Source organism: Daejeonella rubra, assembly GCF_900103545.1.
GTDB lineage: Bacteria > Bacteroidota > Bacteroidia > Sphingobacteriales > Sphingobacteriaceae > Daejeonella > Daejeonella rubra.
Genome location: NZ_FNHH01000021.1, coordinates 49,919 through 66,235, shown reverse-complemented (window position 1 = coordinate 66,235; position 16,317 = coordinate 49,919). Strand labels below are relative to the sequence as shown.

The window sequence follows — 16,317 nt, the reverse complement described above, 5'->3', positions numbered from 1 at the left end:
AAGATTATGTATAAATTATACTAACACTAAAAAGCTAAATCGTAAAACCTAAAACTTTTTAGTAGAATAATCTTAATAGTTGTGCAACAGCCACTTGAAACAAAAGGCAACAAAAAATCAAGAAAGAACGAAGCTTCCACCGCCGAGGGCAAAACACCTGGCCCGCCGTTCTTTCATCCCTGCGCACGGATATTGTGTTTCATTTTGTATTTTATCTTTTATTTTGAAACTCTTTTAATCCTGCTTTCAATTGAACCGGGATTTTAGGCGTCATGCCTTTTCCACTAGCAGCAGTAAAACAAAAAGCAAAAAAGTGGCTATGTGAGGATGTGAGGGGCATTGTTTTACCCTTCAGTAATACGCAGCCCGTGTTTTGCTTTTTGTGTACGGTTGGATTGTGCCAGCTGCCTTGTCCAAAGGACTCATTAGAGTGGGAAAAAATGGGCTTTTGTTTCTTTAGGCCTTCAAAAGAAAGGAATGTCAGCGCTGGCAAATGCGTGCTGGGTGTGCTCTTATTAAATTGACATTCGTTAAGGATTTATTTTTCCTTGTTTATGTCATAGAAATCACCAAATCACTAAATGGCCGGTATGGTGAAAACACCAACCGGAGGATAAAGTTGCAAAGTAAAGACAGATCAATTTATTTAAAACCATATCCCAAAGAAACCCCTGCCCAAAGAGGAGAGAAACTCTTGTTAATCAATCCTGGTGTCCAGGCTGCACGAATCAGTAATCCTTTCTTAATTGGCTGAAAGCGATAACCTGCATTTAAGAAAGTCCATAATTTAACTTGCGAATCATTTTCAAGTTTTCTGCTGGTTAGCTCAGGAGTTAAAGTGATTCCTGTCTCAAATCCGCTTCTTCTTTTCCCGATAATGTAGTTAATATTGAGCGGGATGGTAAGATATCTGTCTGCATAATAGCCAAAATATTCGCGTTCCTTGTATACTTCAAGTGGCAGGTCTTCACCAATACCAATACCTGCTCTGAAGCCCCAGCCATCATTCTGATCTGGCTTGAAACGCATATCATAATTGGCCGAAAATAATCCACCACTTCCAAGAGCCTCAATGAAGACCACTTTTGTGCGCTTTCCAGTTATTTCAGCACTTTTCTGTGTATTTTCCCTACCCCCCTTTTTTTCCATATTGTAACTGTAATGTAATCGAAGTCCTGTAGAATTACTCACAGAATGATATCCTGTTCGAAAGGTACTATTCTGTGATGGTGCCCTGAAATTGCCATAACCAATATTTGTCAATCCGTAATTTCTGGTCAGCCCAATGCTTAGTTGATTAGACTTTTTGAAAGAAATGATATAACTAAGGCCTGCATAGACATTTGACTGAAAGTTATTGCTTATCTGAGGGATATTGAAAGTAGCCAGGGTGGAAAGACTGTAGCTTCCGGGTGTGTTATTATAAAAATGCCGAAGGTCAGCCCCTGCAAATGTTTCGAGCTTAAATTGACTGATCTTAAACCTGAACACCGGTTCCAAAGTAATACTATTATACAGAAATGTAGAGGGATTAATGGGAAAATCTAAAGCCTGGGTATAACTGGTGTTGAGGTCAAATTTAGAGCTCATGTACCCAAAATTTATTCCGGCTCTGATACCCAGACCAGATTTAAAAAAATGAGTAAAACTTATTCCTGCCGAGCTGGCAATTGATGACCTGGCATTTACGATCGATGTATCTCTGTTAAACTCTGCCGGAGCCAATACGGCCGGACTGATATGAAAGCCTAATTCGTTGGTTTGGGCAATTGAACTTTGGGAATAAAAAAGGGCAAATACATAAAACACTAGAAATTTAAAATTCTTTATTTTATACATGATTCCAGGTTTAGATAACCTAAGCTACAGTATAAAGGAATCAGTTAATGTTAAAGTTTGTTAAGATTTTATTTACTGGCAAGAATATTCCCTGAGGTTCGTGTTTTTCACCAACCTCATAGTATTTACTTCCCAAACGGCATTTTCGGCATCCCTTTCATCATTTTGGCAGCGGCAGCAGGGTTTGAGAACTGCTTCATCACTTTACGCATATCTTCAAACTGTTTGATCAGCTTATTTACTTCAGCGATATTGGTTCCGGAACCATTGGCAATTCGTGAACGTCGGCTTTGATTGATCGAATCCGGATTTTCGCGCTCATAAGGAGTCATGGAGCGGATGATCGATTCAATAGGTGTAAACGCATTGTCATCGATCTCCACATCTTTAATGGCTTTCCCCACACCCGGGATCATACCCATCAGATCTTTCATATTACCCATCTTCTTGATCTGCTGGATCTGACTCAGGAAATCGTTGAAATCGAATTTATTCTTGCGGATCTTTTTCTGAAGTTCAGCAGCTTCTTTCTCATCGAACTGCATCTGTGCACGTTCAACCAGGGAAACCACGTCGCCCATCCCGAGAATACGGCTAGCCATCCTATCCGGATAGAACACATCCAGCGCTTCCATCTTCTCACCGGTACCGATGAATTTTATAGGCTTATTTACAACTGATTTAATGGATAATGCAGCACCACCGCGGGTATCACCATCTAATTTGGTCAATACCACACCGCTAAAGTCGAGGCGGTCGTTGAATGCTTTGGCAGTATTTACCGCATCTTGTCCGGTCATGGAATCGACCACAAACAGGATCTCATGGGGCTTGGTTTGTGCCTTTACCTCAGCGATCTCTTTCATCAATCCCTCATCAATAGCCAGACGACCGGCGGTATCAATGATCACAACATTTTGTCCGTTCTTTTTTGCCTCAGCAATTCCGGCCATTGCAATTGCCACCGGATCTTTGGAAGTACGGTCGGTATAAACCGGAACCCCGATCTGACCGCCAAGAACTTCCAGCTGATCGATCGCCGCAGGACGATAAACGTCACCGGCAACCAATAAAGGCTTCTTATTCTTTTTTGTAAGCAGATAATTGGCAAGCTTCCCAGAAAAGGTGGTCTTACCCGCACCGTTTAGTCCGGCAATCAGTATGATCGTAGGATTTGCTGAAATATTTAATTCCTCAACAGTTCCGCCCATTAAGACTGCCAGCTCATCGTTCATGAGCTTGGTCAGTAACTGTCCGGGAGATATAGAGGTCAGTACATTGAGTCCGAGTGCTTTTTCTTTTACATCATCAGTAAATGCTTTGGCAGTTTTATAGTTAACGTCGGCATCCAGAAGAGCTTTGCGTATCTCTTTCATGGTTTCGGCCACGTTAATTTCCGTAATGCTTCCCTGTCCTTTTAATACCTTAAAGGCTCTGTCAAGTTTATCCTGTAAATTTTCAAACATCTTATAAATCAGCTTTTAGCTGATGCAAAGTTAAGCTTTCTGAACAATAGGTCTAAAATAATTGTTGATTCAGTCCAGAAACTATTCAAAATCTTAAAATATGGAAGAATAGAGTAACATTAACATTGCTAAGCATTGAATTTTACAACAATTTAATTTCTTTGCAAGATTATAATTTGAGAATGAAATTCTGGTGGATATTGGTAGGGATATTTTTGGTGTTAGGCAATATTTGTATTGCTCAGGATGTAAAAGAATTTACTGCGGTCCGGACAGATAATTCACCCAAAATTGATGGTATTTTAAATGACCGCGTGTGGAGTGAGGTGAAAGCCACAAGTAGATTTATTGAGTTTAAACCTGTTCCCGGCCGTATTGAGACGGAAAACAGAAGAACCGAAGTAAAAATAGTCTACGATAATACAGCCATTTACATAGGTGCCAGAATGTATGATGAGCCCGATAGTATTTTCAGGGAGCTTATGCCTCGGGATAATCTGGCTAACTCTGATTTTTTAGGGATTGTATTTGATACCTATCTCGATCGTATTAATGCTTTTGGCTTCTATGTCAGTTCGACTGGTACTCAGTTTGATGCTAAATATTCAAATTCAGGAAATGAGGACAATAACTGGGATGCGGTGTGGGATAGTCAGGTAAAAATAGACAGCCTGGGCTGGACAGCCGAACTGAAGATCCCTTATTCTGCGCTCCGCTTTGGTTCTGCTGAAATTCAGGAGTGGGGTTTAAATATGACGCGCCGTCGCCATATGAGTAATCAGCAAAGCAGTTGGAGCAATATAGATCCAAAGATCAGCGGATTCATTAATCAGGGAGGTGTATTAAACGGAATAAAAGGGATAAAGTCACCCATAAGATTATCTTTCTCACCCTACATCTCCTCTACGGTTAATAACTATCCTCATAATCAGCCTGGTATGAAAAATACAAGCAGTACTTTCAATGGTGGGATGGATATTAAGTATGGGATAAGTCAAAGCTTTACATTGGATATGACCCTTGTTCCAGACTTTGGCCAGATACGTTCGGATAATCAGGTTCTTAATCTGAGTCCATTTGAAGTAAGGTTTAACGAAAACAGGCAATTCTTTACCGAAGGAACCGAATTGTTCAACAAGGGGAATCTTTTTTACTCCAGAAGGATCGGTTCTAATCCTGCTTTTATAGCTAATATAAATTCAAAGCTTCTGCCGGGTGAAACTATCAGAGAGAATCCTTCTGAAAGTAAATTACTCAATGCCACAAAAATTTCAGGACGTTCAGAAAATGGTTTGGGTCTGGGTTTCTTTAATGCGGTCACTAAACGCGGATATGCAACAGTTGAAAACAGTTTGGGAGAAGAACGACTAATTGAAACTCATCCATTAAGCAATTATAATATTCTGGTACTTGATCAGTCTTTAAAAAACAACAGTTCTGTCACTTTTTTGAATACCAATGTTTTACGTCAGGGTTCAGCCTATGATGCAAATGTGAGTTCATTTTTAGCAAATCTGAATGACCGTAATAACAAGTATTATATTTCAGGGGCTGGCAAGTTTAGTCATGTGGGTGCAGAAGTTCCCGGCGGATCAAATAGTTCAGGGTTTAATTATGAACTTGGGGCTGGAAAGAAAAGTGGAAATTTCACATGGGGGTACGACTTTAATCTGACTGACAATAAATTTGATCCGACCGATCTTGGCTATTTTAATAATAATAACTTCATTAGCAACTCCTTTGACATAGGCTATAACGTTTACACTCCGGGGAAGATATTTAATCGCTTCAATACTTATCTGGGGATTTTTCAAACCCATCGGTTTATGCCGCGTGCTTTCCAGTCGTCCAGGGCATCAGCAGGCGGATATTTTGAGTTTAAAAATTTCTGGACCCTGAATGTTGACTTTTACAGGCAGTTTATGGGTAAGGATTTTTATGAACCTAGGGTTGCAGGAAAGGAATTCAACACTCCGGCCAGTACCTATGCTAATTTCAGACTGAGGTCAAACCCGATCAGGAAATATAATGCCGGCGTGTTTTTCTCTGCCCGACTCAGGGAACAGTTTCATGGTGTAGGATATGTGACCGGTTTTTACCAGAATTTCCGGGTGAAGAACAGGCTTTCACTGGGAGTAGATTTCAGTACCCAACCTCAGTATGATTATTCTGCATGGCTAGGTATTAGTAAAGCTAAGGAGATCATTTTTTCCAGATTTGACAGGAATACGATTGAAAGTATGTTTGATGCCACCTATACCTTTAACAGTAATATGGGAGTTATGATCAGGGGAAGGCATTACTGGTCGAACCGAAACAATAAAGCTTTTTATTTTCTGAGAGATGACGGAGAATTGCAGAGCCATGATGGTGACGAGTTCAAGGGGACCCACACCAATTATAATGTATTTAACATAGATCTGGTTTATTCATGGCGCTTTGCTCCCGGAAGTGAATTGAGCGTGGCCTATAAAAATGTTTCGCAAGAAATGGAAGCAGAGAACAGGCTTGGGTATTTTCAGAACTTTGACAGGACCCTTGGCTTACCGCAGAATAATAATGTATCATTAAAGATCCTGTACTATCTTGATTACCTGCAGTTGCGTAGAAGATAGATCCTGAAAGCTTGTTAGGTTCAGGTTTTACGTTCTGAAATTACAATTTATAATACAGGAGGTTGCGATTTAGCGATATTGCTTATAGTAATTCCATTAAAGCAATCATCCTGGCAACCGTTTGGTACATATCCGCAAGAGGATATCATTCCCTGATTTTTAGCCTCAAAATAAATAGTGTTCTGTTTTTTGTCTGCCTTGAGCCACTCGTTTGCAGCTTTTTCATAAACAGCATCAAGGTTTAGCGTTTGCGCACCGTTTTGGTGGGTATTCAAATCGGATTTGGTCTCGGTCCATGATTCCCTTGGTGTCTTTTGCCCTGTCTGACCATTAATTGTATAACTCGCATACTTTCTTCCTGACACAGTACCATTTACCACAGAAATGATCGTACTGTCGCCGAAACCAGCCCATGATCCCGATGTGACTGTATAGGAATAATTATTGTTTGCAGACTTTTTAAAATCCAGCCAGACTTTTTTGCTTGAGTCAAAATCTGACTGCATCGCATCTTTTTTACAGGATGAAAAAATAGCGGTTAACAAAAACAATGAGATCAGATATTTCATAGGTGTCATTTTATTAACAATATGCACAGGCAGAAGCTTATGATAAACAAAGATACCTGTTTTAAATGAGTGAGAATTTAATTCGCGAGTTTATAAACCAAACCGAATGACATGGTTTGGCTTGCCTGCATCTTGTTGGCAGTATCATCATCATAAAGAAGTATTCCGGAGAGAGAAACATTGATCAGCCTGTTTACATTGGCGGTTAAGGTAATGTCAAGTCTGTTATCAATACTCGAAAGTTTCTCATAATTGGCAAACAATGCATAGCGGCTTTTCAGGGTCAGATTTTTGGCTATTTCCTTATCGAATGAGCTCACCACCTGGAAAGCGAGCTCATTTCTGAAGCTTTTGCCATGGGTCACACCGAAGTTTTTTGGGTTTGTTTTATAGAGGGTTGTGTCAAGTACAAAGGTTTGTCTGGCTGTTCCGGTACCTATACGCACGAAAAAATGCTTCACCGGTTTATACTCAAATCCGAAAGATTCTGTTAAATAGCCTGGTGCCATAAATTTCGAAAGAAGTGTTCTTTTCTCATTCCCCTGAGCATCCTTTGAAAAGGAGTAACCCATATCAAACTGTGATTCAAAGTTGAGAGACCCGAAGAAATACCAGCTTTTGGAAAGTTTAAGTGCAACTTTATTATCCCAGAATAAACGATCTACTGTTTTTCGGGAGAGCTGACCTTTATTCTTGAGTTTTCCATACTGCAGGATAACCTCAGAAACATAGTTCTTGTCCTCCCTGGTATAATCAGATTTATAAGAGAATTGTCCGCCAAGAGCCAGCGAGTTTACTCCTCCTGCACCCCAGTTATCACTAAATGAAGCCTGATTGATATTAAGTCCGAATGCAGTAAGATTACGCCAGTAATTCACCTTAACATCCAATGAAGATGCCGCATTCAATGTAACTACTTCAGGGAATAATACAGGTCGTCTTACCGGGAGTGTATTTCTGCGGGGATATTGCTTTAGCTCTTTTAATAAAAGCGTATCCGCTTCAGCTCCGGTTTTTTGCCCAACAGAAATTGAGGTAAATCCCAATAAAATGAAAACAAGTGCCAGCAAGCTCTTTAACATATAGCAAAGAAAAACAAAAAAGACTTCTTTTCGATATGTTTTTTAGCTTTTTCTAGACTTGCCGGAAGTAATTGACCCAGGATGCAAATCTGCGCTTCTTCAAATATCCAGGCTTTAAGTCATTTTCAAATGCCTCCCGTTCAAAAACTATATTTCTGTAAGCCAGGTAATGATCACGGTAATAGATCCAATTTGCCAGGTAATTAAGGAAATATAAAAGATAAAATGGGATGATGAGCAGCTCTAATTGTTGTCTGATATGAATCAGCTCATGATTAATGATCCGTTTATCAAGCTTAAGGTCTTTTGTTTTCAAAAATATAAATGGAAACATGGCCATACCCTGAACAGGAAGTTTTCGTAGCTGAATTATAAAAATAAATTTCACCGTCAATTCCCATTGAGAGGTTGTAAACGATAAGCAGCAGGATTTTCAAGGTAAGAAGCGTAAGATTTTCTGATATATTCGATCAATTCATAATCGTTGGCTTCCAGAATAAAATAATAGCCGGGTTTATATTGTTGTTTATAATCAAGGAGTTTGCTGCCGTTTAAGCCCGTAACCTTGTTAATGAGTGTTCGGGTAAAGCGGTATTCGATCATCGCATCCCGGTAATCACGCTCAATAATTTTTTGTAGTTGGCGTGCATTTCTACCCTCACGGCTTAGCAAGCTGTATAAAGCATTGATGCTGAGTCCGGCGCCGCCGCCACCATTACTGCCACCGGTGGTCAGCACATTGCCAACCGCACCTTTACTGTATGCAGCATTATATTCTTCTTTTGTTGCCTGCAAGCGTTCTGCGGGTGTTCCTAAACTATCTCTGACCACCACTTCCTGCAGCTGGATAGTATTCCGTTTCAGGTAAAAGAGGACTGTACTTACTGAACGTATACTCACCGTATCAACACCATAGCCCTGCAATGCAGCTACTAAAACATCGCCTTCACGGGCATTTGTTTTAAATTCTCCTTTAGTTGTATTATAAAATCCTTCGCCGGTTCTGGTGTTAAAAATATAAACACGGGTTAAACGCTGCTTCGAATCCATATCAAAAACGATACCCTGTATCGGTTTATCCTGGGCCAGCAAACCGCAAAGCGGGAATGAAAGTAAAAGAAATATGTATATGATCTTTTTCAACCTGATAAAACTAAGAGTTTAGGAAATAAGAAATGTCAATTTTAACATTTTTAACTTATTTGGAAACGAGCAGTAATTGTCCGGGTATTAAATTTGAATTTTCCAGGCCATTCAAAACCTTCAAATCAGCTACACTGAGTGTAAATTGTTTGGAAACAGATGTCAGGGTATCTCCTGAGCGCACTTCATAAATTTTCATGACCACTGGGCTTTTAATAGTCTCTTGTTTCTTCTCTGTGGGGATATTAATAGCGATCTCCTTCATCACCTTATCTTCTCTGATTGTTTTTTCTCTCTCGTTTTCCATCCGGTCAAAGCGGCTTAAGTCATACCGTTCAACCAGGCTGATCAATAGTTCGGCATATCGTGGATTAGTGGCATACCCCGCAGTTTTTAGTCCGTTTGCCCATCCGCGATAGTCATTTTTATCAAGTTCGAACAATGGGGCATATCGTTTTCTTTTTAGAAATTCAGTATGATCCCGGAATGATTCTTCAGGTGATCTGTAAACCCTGAAGCAATCATCTTTATTATCATCATCCTGAAATATTGTTTTTCCTTTCCATTCTGTAGTACATTTTATTCCGAAGTGATTATTGGCCTCCTTTGCAAGCCTGCTATTGCCGTTTGCTGATTCCAGAATTCCTTGAGCCAATGTGATACTTGCCGGAATGCCCGAACCATTCATTTCGCTGATGGCAATGTTCTTAAAGCGTTCGATATAACTTAAAGCAGGACTTTTAATTGCGGAAGAACTTGCGGTTATAACTTTTTCAGTGGTTTTAGGCGGATCTGCCGGCTTTCTAACCTGCGTTTGTGGTGCGGAATTTTCTTTTTTTAGCAGACTGCATGAACTCGTTAAAATGCTGAAAGTGATCAGTAGTAGTAAAGATTGTTTCATGTAAGGAATTTCATTTTTGAAAAAGGTGATCATTTGGGAATGAATGCATGATTTTATTATCCGGGATCAATATATTTAAAATTAAATTTATTTCTTTCTGATTAAAAACAGTCCATCCCTTACAGGCAGGATCAGTTTTTCAACTCTTTGGTCTGCACTAACCATCTCATTAAATTTATTGATGAAGGATGTCTTTTGGTCTGAAACTCCCTGGTCTAATACTTTTCCGCTCCAGAGCACATTATCTACCAGGATGAGTCCGCCTGAACGTACCTTATCAATGATCATGTTATAATAAGTTGCATTATTTTTTTTGTCGGCATCAATAAAAACAAGGTCAAAAGTTTCATTCAGAGATGGGATGATCTCTTTAGCATCACCAATCTGGTATATTATTTTTGAATCAAGGTCTGATCTCTTAAAGTTTGATCTGACCATATCCTCTAACTCCATATTGATGTCTATGGTATAGATGCGGCCATTTTCTCTAAGCCCTTCTGCCAGGCAAAGGGTAGCATAACCTGTGAAGGTGCCTATTTCAAGTATTCTTTCAGGGCTGATCATTTTACTGATCATGCTTAACAATCTCCCCTGATAATGCCCGGAAAGCATTCGGGGCATAGAAACCTTGAGGTATGTTTCGCGGTTTATATGCTTGAGCAGGTCATTTTCAGGCTCGCAGGAATTTTCCAGATAGTTTGTTAGTTCTTCACTTAATAGCTCCATGGCTTAAAGATAGGTATTTTGAGTTTTTGCCCCTTTTTAAAGTCCCATGCTTTTTTTCTCCAGATAGGTCTGCAGGATGATCGTCGCAGAAATGGTATCCAACCGCTCTTTATTTTGCCGGTCTGTTTTTTTGAAACCGCTTTGAGCAACAACTGCTGATGCCATTTTGGAAGTAAATCGTTCATCGATGCGCTCGACGGGTATCTCCGGAAAATTCTTGTTCAGAGTAGTGATAAAACCTTTAATATGCGGTGCTGATTGCGACGGACTGCCATTCATCTGTTTGGGTTCACCGACTACAAAAAGTTCAACCTGTTCTTTTACAAGGTATTTTTTGAGGTACTCAATAATATCTTTAGGATGAATGGTATCCAGGCCGGTGGCTATGATCTGCAGGGGATCAGTAACAGCAATTCCAATGCGTTTAGTACCATAATCGAAAGCAAGAACTCGCATAGGCTGGTTAATGTTGAGCAGAAGCAAATATAGGATTAAGCGATATTAAATGAGCATTTGTTTATTCCAACGCGAACATCTCGCATAGTGCCAGGGTGTTTTTTACATCTTCAATAGTTGTTCTTGGATTGATCAGGCACATTCTCAACACCACCTGACCCTGTAAAATAGTGGTCACGAGCAGAGCCTCTCCGGATGCCATCATTTTTGCAGATATTTTTTGATTGATTTCGTCAAGCTTCTTTTCAGATAACTTTTCTTCTACAGTATTATACCTGAAATTAATTATTGCAAGCGTTGCAGGTGAGATAACCTCCCATTTATTGCTTTGCCTTAATTCTGCTTCTACTTCCTCGGCGAGTTCAATGCTATAATCGATTGCTTTTCTGAACGCTTGCAGGCCGAAGGTTTTAATGGACATATAGAACTTCAACGCTCTGAAATGTCTTGTTAGCTCAATGCCGTGATCGTAAAAATTTATTTCCGATTGGTTACCCTCAATATCCCGCAGGTAGACCGGTTTTTCAGTGAAAGTACCGCTCAGCCATTTATGATTTTGTACCAAAAGGCATCCAATTTCATAGGGCTGGAAGAGCCATTTGTGTGGATCAACGGTTAGTGAATCTGCTTTTTCGATTCCCTTAAGCAATTTTTTACCATTTTTTGATAGAATCGCCGCTGCTCCATATGCACCATCCACATGCAGCCAGATGTTTTCTTTCTTACAGATCCTGGACAGCTCTTCCAAAGGATCAACAGTGCCTGTATTGGTTGTTCCTGATGAAGCGATCATACAAAAGGGCTGAAATCCTTCGATCTTATCTTTTGCTATCGCATTTTTAAGTTTATTGATCGAAAACTTGAATTCCATATCGGTTGGAATGATCCTGACCTGTTCCTTTTTAAAGCCAAGTATATTGATAGCTTTTATGTTGGATGAATGCGCCTGATCGGATAAATAAATGATCGCTTTTGAAAAGTCATCACCGCATTTCACTTTCCGTGCAGTAGCCAGGGCTGTTAGATTTGCCATGGATCCTCCGCTGGTAAAGATCCCTCCACCTTTTTTTACTTGGAAATTAAAAAGTTTCAGCATCCAGTTCAGCGTATTGATCTCAACACCCGCTGCTGCCGGAGAACCTACCCATCCGCCTGCGAAAATGTTAAAACCTGTAGCCAGTGTATCAGACATCACACTTATATAATTGCTGGGGCCTGGTACAAATGCATAAGATTTTGGATGGGTCATGATATTACTGTTGGTCATGACATTTTCCAGAACAAACTTCAAAACATCATCAGCAGCCATTGGGTTTTCGGGCGCCTCTTCACAAAAAAGGGCATCAATTTCCTTTCTGCTGGCAATAGCTACCGGAAGTTTTTGATCCTGTGTTTCAAAATGATCAACAATCGCATCAACAACCTTGTAGCCAAAGTCTTGCATTTCTTTCCTGGAAAGATCTAATCTTACAGTTTTATCAGTTTTCAATGGAATTTAATAATTGGTTGAGGCAAAACTAAGTTTTTTTTGAACCTGAATGGCAAAATTTGCCGGGACTTCAACGATTAACCACCAGTTTGGGTGTTAAGCATAACTTTTCCGCTAATCCATATCCTATAGAGTTAAACAAAATATTGGGGATTAGAAAGGATCCGGATCTTTTCATCATGAACCGGCTTCCTAAAGAACATCTGTTGAAAAACATTATTTTTCTTATTTTGCACCATGCTGTTTCGTGAAATTATTGGTCAGAAAGAAGTTAAGGAACAATTAATTCAATCGGTTAATGAAAACCGGGTAAGTCATGCGCAATTATTTCTGGGCCCGGATGGTTCCGGAAACTTTGCACTTGCATTGGCTTATGCACAATTTATTTCCTGTACCGACCGTCAGGAGGCAGACAGCTGCGGTAATTGTTCATCCTGCAGAAAGTATAATAAACTCATTCATCCCGATCTTCATTTTTCATATCCTTTTTTCAGAGGCGGAGATAAGGAGGATTCTCTGGCAGATCTGGAAGAATGGAGGGATCTTGTTTTGAGTAACCCTTATTTTGACCTTGATGAGTGGAGGCACCGGCTGGATGCTCAAAACAAGCAGCCGAATATCAATAAAGCAGAGTGTTTGAATATTCTGCATAGATTATCGCTTAAACCGTTCGAATCAGAGTATAAAACAATGATCGTTTGGCTACCTGAATACTTAAAGAATGAAGGAAACAGGTTGTTAAAAACACTGGAGGAACCCGCAGAAAAAACCCTGATCATTTTGGTTTCAAAAAGTCAGGATCAGATTTTAAACACGATCATTTCAAGAACACAGCTGGTTAAAATTCCGGCACTCAGCAAACAGGATATCGTAGAATATCTGGTCCAAAATAAGGATATTCCGGAGACGCAGGCCACCAGGATCGCCTATTTGAGTGAAGGAAATCTTCAAACCGCATTAAATTTTTTAAAAGAAGATGAAAGCGACGATTTTCGACTCTTTTCTTCATGGATGCGGATGACATTTGCGGATAAAGGAAGCCAGATCTTTTTATTTGTTGATGAAGCATCTAAACTTGGACGTGAAAATCAAAAGAACATGCTTCGATATGGAATACACCTGATAAGGGAGTGTATCATGATGATTTCAGGTGCAGAAGAATTAGTACATCTGCAGTCCTCAGAATTGGATTTTGTTAAAAATTTCAGCAAACACCTGGATCTTGCAAAAGCTGAGGCACTTGTAAATGAGTTGGAAAAGGCTCATTATCACATTGAACGTAATGCGAATCCTAAAATTTTATTTTTAGATGTATCTTTACAATTCGTTAAAATTTTAAAGTTTAATACGCTCCCTGCGGGGACTCAATATATATTGAATTAGATATGGGATGTGGAAGTTGTTCAACAGGTGGCTGTGCCCCTGCCGGATGCAAGAGTAATGGCTCTTGTCTTACCAATGGTTGCAGTAAATTAGATGTTTATGACTGGCTGTCACATATGGATATGCCCTCTAATTATAAACCATTTAATATCATCGAAATTAAATTTAAGGGCTCCAGAAAAGAGTTCTATCTCAATACAGAAAACCTTTATCTTGAGGCTGGTGAGCTTGTTGCTGTTGAAACTACAACAGGAGGCTATGATATTGGCCACGTTTCATTAACAGGCGAATTGGTTCGAATGCAGCTTAAGAAAAGACATGTTCGGACGGAAGATGTAGTTAAAAAGATCTATCGTAAAGCTACCCCAACTGATGTTGATAAATGGAAGGTTTCAAAAGATCTTGAATTTGAAACCATGCATAAATCCAGGGTTTTAGCTAAAGAGCTTGGCCTGGCAATGAAACTGAGCGATGTGGATTATCAGGGCGACAGGACAAAGGCTACATTTTATTATACTGCTGAGGGACGTGTTGATTTCAGAGAACTCATTAAAAAAATGGCTGAAACCTTCCGTATACGTATAGAAATGCGGCAGATCGGGATGCGGCAGGAAGCCAGTCGTTTAGGTGGTATTGGATCATGTGGCCGCGAACTTTGCTGTTCAACCTGGTTAACAGATTTTAAAACCGTTTCAACCTCTGCTGCCAGATACCAAAACCTTTCTTTGAATACCCTCAAGCTTGCAGGGCAATGCGGTAAATTAAAGTGCTGCCTCAACTATGAGCTCGATACCTATATGGATGCTCTGAAAGATATTCCGGATAATGTAGAGCGTCTGGAAACAATGACAGGCACAGTAAGACATCAGAAAACAGACATATTTAAAAAATTGATGTGGTTTAGTTATCCAAATGATGAAAATTGGATAGCACTGGATATATCAAGGGTTAAAGAAGTTCAGAAATTAAATAAGGAAGGGATTAAACCTGAATTCCTTAAAGAAGAAGTTCCTGAAGAGGATAAGCCGATTGTTGCTAAAGTATTTGACTATGAAAATGTTGTTGGTCAGGATAGTTTAACCCGCCTTGATAATAAGGGTGGAAGGAACAAGAAGAACAATCGCAAAAAAGGGAATAAACCTAAAGGACCAGCGAATCCACAGGCTGAGGCAGTTGCATCTCCCCAGCAGGTTAAACAAGTGGCCAGGCCAAATCCGTCACAGGTCAACAAGCCTGCTGAACCAGCAGCAGAACGTCCGGCCGGTACAAGCAAAAACAATAAGCGAAGAAAAAATAATAGAAATAATAATAACCGTGAGCGGCCTGCAGAATAGTAGAAAATGAAGCAGATTAAAATATTGTTTTTATATATGTCATTTCTGATGCTGGGACTTAGCTCCTGCCAGGACTCTGTAACTGTTGTAGATACCAATGTTGAACTTGACAAGCGTAACTGGAGTTATACTGAAAAGATAAGAATTCCTGTGAAGATCGAATCAACAGATATTCCTTATAATCTGTACCTGAATCTGCGGCATACAGCAGATTATAAGTATTCAAATATCTTTATTCTCATACATATCATTGGCCCGGATGGGAAGAAGTCTACAGAACGCAAAGAGTTCAAACTGGCATTGCCCGACGGAGAATGGCTTGGAAGCGGCTCAGGAAACACTTATAGTTATCAGATCAGCTTCAAAGAGAATTATAAATTTCCTGTAAAAGGCACCTATATATTTGAGCTTGAACAGAATATGAGAGATAATCCTCTGGATCATGTAAGCGATGCGGGAATTCGTGTTGTAAAAGCTTTGTAATTATGAATATTTTTAAGCGATTCCTTTTAAGCAGATATTTTATCTGGTTAACTATCTTCCTGATCGTTTTTTGTCTGTCTTCAGTGTTGTTGCTTGATTCGGGGCATCCTCTTTATGTGATTGCTTTTGTTTGCGCTCCGATTATATTTTTTCTTCAGCGTTACAGGAAAACCCTGAAAGAAAAGGCTGAATAGTTCAGGCATCTGCCAGGCCATGCTGGCGGGCAAACTTAAGCAAGCCGGCAACATTTTTTGAATTTAATTTTTTCATGATATTTCTCCTGTGAGTACTGACTGTAAACTCACTTATAAAAAGGCTATCACCAATTTCTTTACTTGTAAGTTCCTTAGCTATCATTTTTATGATTTCCACCTCACGCTTGGTAAGCTGGTATTTTTTCATAAAATCATCAATAAAATAAGGGCTGTTATCCTTTTCAGGGAGAACCCTATCCTCAAAATAAAATTCTCCCTGATTTACTTTGGCAATTGCATCTTTTAAAATAAATGAAGGACTGTTCTTAAGCAAATAACCATGAGCTCCAAGCTTTTTCACTTCTTCGATTAACTGAGGCTGATCATAATTTGTTAAAATAATGACCTTCAGATCCGGAAAATCTCTTCTTAAGATAGCAAGGGTTTTTATGCCATCAAGCTTTGGCATATTCAGGTCAAGTAATACTATGTCTGCCGGATTTAAGATCAAACTGTTGATTAACTGATTACCATTGTTAACCGGATTAAGGATCTCCAGATCTTTAACTTCAGACAGTATAGATATTAAACCCTCAATCAACAATTGATGATCATCGGCAATAATCAGCTTCGGCAT

15 protein-coding genes are annotated in these 16,317 nt (G+C 39.5%); 4 read left to right on the top strand and 11 right to left on the bottom strand.

What is annotated here, in order from left to right:
- Positions 1–642: 642 nt before the first annotated feature.
- The gene (locus BLR27_RS13565; protein WP_090705723.1) at positions 643–1,839 is read right to left on the bottom strand and encodes a hypothetical protein; all 1,197 of its coding nucleotides are present in this window, start codon (positions 1,837–1,839) and stop codon (positions 643–645) included.
- 125 nt (positions 1,840–1,964) lie between these two features.
- Positions 1,965–3,305: a signal recognition particle protein gene (gene ffh, locus BLR27_RS13560; protein ID WP_090705721.1), complete on the bottom strand. Its 1,341-nt coding sequence runs from the start codon at positions 3,303–3,305 to the stop codon at positions 1,965–1,967.
- Between the two features lie 182 nt (positions 3,306–3,487).
- Between ffh and BLR27_RS13555 the strand changes: the two genes are divergently transcribed.
- Entirely contained in the window at positions 3,488–5,920 is a 2,433-nt protein-coding gene (locus BLR27_RS13555; protein ID WP_090705720.1) for a DUF5916 domain-containing protein, read from the top strand.
- Between the two features lie 47 nt (positions 5,921–5,967).
- Here the strand turns inward: BLR27_RS13555 and BLR27_RS13550 are convergent, their stop codons facing one another.
- From BLR27_RS13550 to BLR27_RS13515, 8 genes are all read right to left on the bottom strand, one after another.
- Positions 5,968–6,489, bottom strand: coding sequence for a hypothetical protein (locus tag BLR27_RS13550; protein ID WP_143007751.1), 522 nt, complete (start codon positions 6,487–6,489; stop codon positions 5,968–5,970).
- Positions 6,490–6,566: 77 nt separating this feature from the next.
- Positions 6,567–7,571 (bottom strand): DUF3078 domain-containing protein, encoded by a 1,005-nt coding sequence (locus BLR27_RS13545; RefSeq protein ID WP_245704519.1) that lies wholly within the window; start codon positions 7,569–7,571, stop codon positions 6,567–6,569.
- Positions 7,572–7,623: 52 nt separating this feature from the next.
- On the bottom strand, positions 7,624–7,959 hold the full coding sequence (locus tag BLR27_RS13540; RefSeq protein WP_221406344.1) for a hypothetical protein: 336 nt from the start codon (positions 7,957–7,959) through the stop codon (positions 7,624–7,626).
- A gap of 2 nt (positions 7,960–7,961) precedes the next feature.
- The gene (locus BLR27_RS13535; RefSeq protein WP_090705716.1) at positions 7,962–8,714 is read right to left on the bottom strand and encodes a hypothetical protein; all 753 of its coding nucleotides are present in this window, start codon (positions 8,712–8,714) and stop codon (positions 7,962–7,964) included.
- A gap of 55 nt (positions 8,715–8,769) precedes the next feature.
- Positions 8,770–9,615 (bottom strand): glucosaminidase domain-containing protein, encoded by an 846-nt coding sequence (locus BLR27_RS13530; protein WP_090705736.1) that lies wholly within the window; start codon positions 9,613–9,615, stop codon positions 8,770–8,772.
- Between the two features lie 87 nt (positions 9,616–9,702).
- Positions 9,703–10,341 (bottom strand): O-methyltransferase, encoded by a 639-nt coding sequence (locus BLR27_RS13525; protein ID WP_090705714.1) that lies wholly within the window; start codon positions 10,339–10,341, stop codon positions 9,703–9,705.
- A 36-nt stretch (positions 10,342–10,377) separates the two neighbouring features.
- A complete protein-coding gene (ruvX, locus tag BLR27_RS13520) occupies positions 10,378–10,797 on the bottom strand; it encodes a Holliday junction resolvase RuvX (RefSeq protein ID WP_090705713.1) in 420 nt (139 codons plus the stop codon).
- 61 nt (positions 10,798–10,858) lie between these two features.
- On the bottom strand, positions 10,859–12,286 hold the full coding sequence (locus tag BLR27_RS13515; RefSeq protein ID WP_221406343.1) for a pyridoxal phosphate-dependent decarboxylase family protein: 1,428 nt from the start codon (positions 12,284–12,286) through the stop codon (positions 10,859–10,861).
- A gap of 237 nt (positions 12,287–12,523) precedes the next feature.
- Between BLR27_RS13515 and BLR27_RS13510 the strand changes: the two genes are divergently transcribed.
- From BLR27_RS13510 to BLR27_RS13500, 3 genes are read left to right on the top strand one after another with little or no spacing between them, the layout of a single operon-like run.
- Positions 12,524–13,669: a DNA polymerase III subunit gene (locus BLR27_RS13510; protein ID WP_090705711.1), complete on the top strand. Its 1,146-nt coding sequence runs from the start codon at positions 12,524–12,526 to the stop codon at positions 13,667–13,669.
- Positions 13,670–13,671: 2 nt separating this feature from the next.
- Positions 13,672–15,003 (top strand): PSP1 domain-containing protein, encoded by a 1,332-nt coding sequence (locus BLR27_RS13505; protein WP_090705710.1) that lies wholly within the window; start codon positions 13,672–13,674, stop codon positions 15,001–15,003.
- Positions 15,004–15,009: 6 nt separating this feature from the next.
- Positions 15,010–15,486 carry a gliding motility lipoprotein GldH gene (locus tag BLR27_RS13500; protein ID WP_090705708.1) on the top strand — a complete coding sequence of 159 codons (477 nt, stop codon included), beginning with the start codon at positions 15,010–15,012 and terminating at the stop codon, positions 15,484–15,486.
- A 195-nt stretch (positions 15,487–15,681) separates the two neighbouring features.
- Here the strand turns inward: BLR27_RS13500 and BLR27_RS13490 are convergent, their stop codons facing one another.
- On the bottom strand, positions 15,682–16,317 hold the full coding sequence (locus BLR27_RS13490; protein ID WP_090705705.1) for a response regulator: 636 nt from the start codon (positions 16,315–16,317) through the stop codon (positions 15,682–15,684).